The sequence below is a fragment of the Mesorhizobium sp. M1396 genome (genome assembly GCF_040317725.1).
In the GTDB taxonomy this organism is placed as follows: domain Bacteria; phylum Pseudomonadota; class Alphaproteobacteria; order Rhizobiales; family Rhizobiaceae; genus Mesorhizobium.
The window spans coordinates 1-5,579 of the sequence record NZ_JAMYLA010000114.1; the positions used below are offsets into that span (position 1 = coordinate 1).

At 59.9% G+C, this 5,579-nt stretch carries 2 protein-coding genes and 7 pseudogenes; 4 read left to right on the forward strand and 5 right to left on the reverse strand.

Going from position 1 to position 5,579, the window contains the following annotated elements; genetic code table 11:
* Positions 1-247: pseudogene (locus NKH02_RS33855) on the forward strand (transposase); the annotation flags it as partial.
* A gap of 118 nt (positions 248-365) precedes the next feature.
* Here NKH02_RS33855 and NKH02_RS33860 read toward each other — a convergent pair.
* Both NKH02_RS33860 and NKH02_RS33865 read right to left on the reverse strand, forming a co-directional pair.
* Positions 366-603 (reverse strand): annotated as a pseudogene (locus tag NKH02_RS33860) (transposase); the annotation flags it as partial.
* An 11-nt stretch (positions 604-614) separates the two neighbouring features.
* Positions 615-1,432: pseudogene (locus NKH02_RS33865) on the reverse strand (IS110 family RNA-guided transposase); the annotation flags it as partial.
* A gap of 200 nt (positions 1,433-1,632) precedes the next feature.
* Between NKH02_RS33865 and NKH02_RS33870 the strand changes: the two are divergent.
* Positions 1,633-1,781 (forward strand): annotated as a pseudogene (locus NKH02_RS33870) (IS5/IS1182 family transposase); the annotation flags it as partial.
* Here NKH02_RS33870 and NKH02_RS33875 read toward each other — a convergent pair.
* The 3 genes and pseudogenes from NKH02_RS33875 to NKH02_RS33885 all read right to left on the reverse strand — a co-directional run.
* A pseudogene (locus tag NKH02_RS33875) lies at positions 1,780-1,887 on the reverse strand (IS5/IS1182 family transposase); the annotation flags it as partial. The pseudogenes NKH02_RS33870 and NKH02_RS33875 overlap by 2 nt on opposite strands.
* A 77-nt stretch (positions 1,888-1,964) precedes the next feature.
* Complete coding sequence (locus NKH02_RS33880) at positions 1,965-2,573, reverse strand: transposase (protein ID WP_352884165.1); 609 nt, start codon at positions 2,571-2,573, stop codon at positions 1,965-1,967.
* Positions 2,518-3,522: pseudogene (locus NKH02_RS33885) on the reverse strand (ISL3 family transposase); the annotation flags it as partial. The gene NKH02_RS33880 and the pseudogene NKH02_RS33885, both read right to left, overlap by 56 nt.
* 562 nt (positions 3,523-4,084) lie before the next feature.
* Here NKH02_RS33885 and NKH02_RS33890 point away from each other — a divergent pair.
* Entirely contained in the window at positions 4,085-5,113 is a 1,029-nt protein-coding gene (locus NKH02_RS33890) for a cyclase family protein (RefSeq protein WP_352884166.1), read from the forward strand.
* 200 nt (positions 5,114-5,313) lie between these two features.
* Positions 5,314-5,579, forward strand: a pseudogene (locus NKH02_RS34665) (IS110 family transposase); the annotation flags it as partial.

Here is a 5,579-nt window from a genome sequence, read left to right on the forward strand (position 1 = left end):
CGGTGCTCCATGAGTCGGGAGAAAGCCGCCGCATCGGCCGGATCTCCTGCTGCGGCGATGGCATGATGCGAACGCTGCTTTACGAAGCCGCGCAGACGCTGCTGACGCGCGTGACGAAGTGGTCGTGGCTGACGGCGTGGGCGATGAATGTCGCCAGGCGGCGCGGCCGACAGAAGGCCATTGTCGCCTTGGCCCGTCGGCTGGCGGTGATCATGCATCGCAGTGGCGCGACGGCACAGAGTGGCGGAGAGCCACGAGGCGGGCGAGACGGTTTGTGCTGTGGCACGCCGGTATGGACTTTCCCGCAGCAATTGTTCACCTGGCGTCGGGCTGCTCGCCGGCCGATGCGGACATACGGTCTTACCAACCAGCATATGGCGAACGCAGCCGTTCCCAACCTTTGTGATGCCGCCGCGTCTGACGGACCCGCCAGTCGATCATTCGCTGGAACCGTGGCCGAAATATCCCACGAGCTGGGACGTGGGCTCTCAAACCGCTGCAGGTCACCAACCTCGGTGAACGTCACAGCGACGATCAGGTCTGCGGCCCTCAGATCTGGAGCGCCCGCACGGTCGGCGCCAGCGAGCAGGTCGGATAGAATGCCTCGATGACACAAGTTCGTCGCCGCATCGGCTGATCTTTCCCTGGATGTCGGTTTCGCCGGACTGGTAGCGTGCCGGCGTCAGTCCCAGATGCGCCCCCACCGCCTGAAGAGCCGAACCGCTCAGGCCGGTCGATCGTGGCGCGGAACGCGAGCGCGGTGATCGGCCCGACGCCCGGCGCGCTCTTCAGCCGCCGGCAGACTTCTTCATTGCGGACGATGTCGAGAACCTGCTTCGTCAGGCGGGCGAACTCTCTCAACATGACACCGAGGATTGCAAGCAGCGGCTCGACCATCGCCATCACCTCGGCGTCAGCGCCCGTCAACTCACGCACGCCGGCAAACGCGCTGCGCGACGGCAGGCCCAGCTTGAAGCCGGCCTCGCGCAGGATCGCCCGCACTACGTTCTCGATCGAACGCATCTCGTTCAGCACCGTGCGGCGGGCAACCAGCAGCGAACGCCACAGCCGGCACTGCCTGCTTCTTGACATGCACCTGCCGATACCAGCCAGTGCGCATGATCTGCGCCAGCGCGCGGGCGTCATTGCGGTCGGTCTTGTTGGGCATCGTCTTCATCGCTGCGTTGGCCTGCCGCGTCTCGATGCAGGTCGCCGGCAAGCCTTCAGCGTGCAGTCCATCGTGAAGCCAGGCCGTCAGCGAGCACGCTTCCAGGCCGATCCGCTCAAGCGGCAAGCCGGCCCCCTTCAGCGCTTCACACAACGCCTGCGGATCGCTCAACGCTCTCGCCTCCTTCACAATCCGGCCAGTCTCGTCGACAATGCAAATAGAGGTCTCTTCCAAAGACACGTCCAGTCCGGCAAAGTACTTCATGGCTGCTCCTTCCAAATGTTTGTGGCGACTCACATCGACCACGTTTTCACATTTCGACAGGAGCAGCCGCCATCATCTGGCTCGGTCGAGACCCCAATCACCCATCTGACCCAAAACTCGAGATTGGGCGGTGGAGGCGGTTGAGTGGCCCCGTCTGTTGTGATTCGCTTGAGCTGTCTAGACTTGAGCAGGATCACAACATGGGTTGGGCGGAGACCACCCGGCAGCAGTATTGCCGCGCGGGGCAGCGAGATGCAAATGCAATGACGGACCGGAATGGGCGTTGATCGAGCCGTTCATGCCTGGAGTGAAGGCGTCGGGACGACCACGCACGACCGAACTGCGGGCGCGTCGTAGCCACGCAAACCGGCAACGTCCGTGGTCTTTGCCGATTGACTGTCGATAATGCCGGCGCTCGGGCTCGACTCGCGACCAAGCGCCAGGCGTGCCGCAGCCACCAGGTGGAAGTTGATGGTCTTCTGTCAAACGGCTTCCAAAACTGGGTCTGACGCACTCTCGATGATATTTTCTTTCAGGCAGCACCGATCAAACGTGCTTGGAGAAGGTCAAGCTTTCCGCGGCCGTACATCTGCCGTTTTACAAGCTTGAGCTTGGTGATCTGTCCTTCCGTCTGCCCGTTGGACCATGGCTCGGTGATCGCGGCGCGGACGGCAGCACGGTCGCGAATGATGCCATTGGCGAAAGACGCAATGAGGCTTTTGCTGGCGTCGGCGATCCACGGCTCGAGCTCATCGGCGACTTTCTTGCGGATCATGGAATGGAAACCAGCGATCAGATTGCGTGCTTCCACCAGCATGGGCACACCCGCCTCGATGACGGCGATCATCACCGTGTCGGTTTTGTTCAGATGATCGCGCGCCGTCGTCATTAACCGTGCGATCGTTCTGGCTGATGGCACCTTGTGGAGTTGCTGATCGGATGCCTGTTCGGCGCGTCGTCGTCGCCTTGCCCATTCGCTGACGACACCCAGACGTCCCCGAAAGCCCTTTGTCTTCAGCCGTCGCCAAAGCTCGCTTGTATTGTGGCAACCAGATTTCCATTGCCCGTCCAGGAAGGGCAGCCAGGCTTCGAGTGAACTCTGGCGGGCGCGGAAAATATCGGTCCGCTGGCCACGGACCACCTTGACGGACCAGCTTACGGCTGTGGCCGGTGCGACGCACGATCTCCTTGATGGGGATGTCTTCGCTGGCAAGTTTCATGATTGCCGCATTTGTCTCCTCGCGCCGCAGATAGCCTTCGTATTGCCGCTTCTCCGCGTAGGTGAGCAGATCGGGATTGACCGTCGTAGCGCCGATCGCAGTTCGGATTGTCCGCATCGACTTGCGGACGGCGTCGAGGAAAGCCGCACTCGCATTCTCCATGAGATGCCAGCGGTCGGCGACCTGAACCGCTTCGGGCAACGCCTTCGCGGTCGCTTCACCGTAACCGCCGCCGCGGTCGCGCGAGACGGTTTCGATCTGAGGATGGTCGGCGAGCCAGGCCTCGACGGTGGCAACCTCACGATCAGGCAACAGCGTCACGATCCGCCGCCGCTCCAGATCACAGACGATCGTGCCGTAACGATGGCCGCGACGGAAGGCCCAATCATCAATGCCGACAACTTTGAGAGGATCTGTTTGCAAACAGGCCCGTCGCCGCACCACCCGCAGCAGCGTGTCATTACTGACCGGGACCATCAGCCGCTTCGCAAAACTGGCCGCCGGCCGGCCGCCGAGCGCCAGCCCAAGATGATGAACGATACACTCCAATCGCGAGGTCCGGCGGGATCGCTCGGCGACAACGCAGTCGTCAAAGCGTTCAGCGAAGATTCGTCGACGGCACAATGGCGCATCGCAGATAAAGCGGCGGGCAACGAGGTGAAGCTCTACCTTCATCCCGGTACAGGGAAGATCCGAAACTCGTCGAAGATAGCGGCTATGGATCCGGTGCGACACTCTGCGGCAAAGAGGGCAAGGTCGCGCTGGCGCCCCTGAGCGGGCGGTAACGGCAATCACTCCTTCGCTCTCGGCGATGGCCTCGACGGCTAATCCCACCGGGATCAACGACGACAAACGCAAATTTCTCACCATGGTGCTGATTCCCCTCAGAAAACAGCACAACGCCAGCAGCGAAAATCATCAAATGTGAGTCAGAGCCAATTTTGCACGCCGATTCACAATCCGCGGGTCGGATCGGTAAGCTGCAATGCGCATGTTTGGCCTCCAAGGTGAGATGCTAGCGACCTCACTTTGCCAGAGCGCAGGTCGCTATCCACCTCCTCATAGGATCTCGCGAGAGGCGGTGGCAGGGTTGGCTTAGATAACCGAATCCTACCCCAAATCAATCGCTTAAGCTACATCCGCTAGCCTTTCAGACGCAACGTCGTGCATAAAACGGACTAGCATTGTTACAGCCTCATGAACACTGCCGGTCGCTGTGGATCGGGCCTGCTGCTTCGCGCTACTGCTATCGATTGGCGGTAATCACGGACGCGACTGTAACGCGCGAACCCTCTCAGATTTGGTAGCTGCCCAAGCAACGTGGCCAGTGGTTCAATTCCATGAACCACGAGCCCGCAAAATCTGTACTACGTTGGCCATACTGCAGGCTCATGCGAAAACCCTATGATCCATAGGAGATCTGGAGCCTGCTATGCCTAGCCGCTGGAAACGAAGACCCGACGGATCGAACTGGGGCGATTTTGGTGACGATGACGAACTAGGCCGGCTGAATTTTCTTACGCCAGACGCCCGTAAGCGCGCCGCCGGCTATGTTGAGGAAGGACTGACATTCTGTCTTAGCCTTCCACTGAGTTTGCCGGGAGGCAGTGTTCTCCACCGCCTGAGACATCCGCCCCGATTGTTCGCCGTATCGCGAGATCAAGAAGGTAGCCTCCATTACAACTATCCGCTGGCCAAGGAAAAGGTCGGGGCGACTGACATCCTCAGTGACGACTATGTTACATTGGCGACACAGTATTCGACGCATTGGGATACTTTTGCTCATGTGGGGCAGAGTTTTGACGCCGACGCGGATGGGCTGGCTGAACCGGTGTACTACAACGGTTGGCGCGGTGGCATTGATGTGATTGCGCCAGATCCTGCAACGGGCAGCGCGCGGACATCTCGTCTAGGTGTCGACACAATGGCGCGAGCTGGTCTGCAGGGGCGCGGTTTAATGATCGATCTATGTCACCATCTCGGGCGCGGCCGACGCGTCGTTGGTTACGACGATATCATGCACATAATCGAGGCGGATGGTATTGAGGTCGAGTCGGGAGATCTAGTTTGTTTTTACTCAGGTTTTGGTGATATTGTTGTTTCATCTGCTGGCAAGCTCGCCCGCTCCGATATCCATCCCGCACGCTGCGCCGAACTGGATGGACGCGATCAACGCCTGCTCAAGTGGATTGATGGGACCGGGCTTTCGGCGCTCATCTCGGACAATTTTGCGATAGAAGCATTTCCTGCACGCGCACCCGGTGATGAGAGATGCGCCTCATTACCACTTCACGAATTCTGCCTTTTCAAAGTTGGGATCGCGCTAGGGGAGCTCTGGTATCTGTCAGAGCTCGCCAAGTGGATGCGGCAACGACAACGACGATATTTCTTGCTGACTGCGGCACCGCTCTGCCTCCCTGGCGCTGTAGGCTCGCCGGTTACGCCGTTGGCGACTGTTTGACCATAATGCTGAAACTACAAAAAGCTAGGCTGGCTGTTTTCTCCAGCCTAGACTATAGTCTAGCTAGTTTCCGATCACCATCGTCCTTTGCCTCGTGTGCACTCAACTTCCGATTACGAGGGGTCAGCCTGGCCCCTACACTGCGCGTCCGAAGGTTGCTCGGGCGGTCCGAGCCGATCCTCATCACAGGAGGACGAGCCGTGGCAGATTATAGGGAAGCATTTGATGTCGCGAAGCTGAGGAACGCCATCGCGATTGCGGACGCTGGCCGGGAGGGAGAGGTTCGCTTCTTCGGCGAGGTCGACGCATCGGATACAAGCATGAGTTGTCCAGCGGATCGCCACCAAGTTCGACCGGGTGTATTTCTGACGCCGGCCCGACCGGCTATGGTCTCTATCGGCTGATCCGTTCGCTCGGCCATGAATGCATGGTGGTCGCCCCGTCGCTGATCCCAAGGAAACCTGGT

Coding starts and splice junctions, on each gene's coding strand:
- NKH02_RS33890 (WP_352884166.1), top strand. CDS start 4,085: ATGCCTAGCCGCTGGAAACGAAGACCCGACGGATCGAACTGGGGCGAT.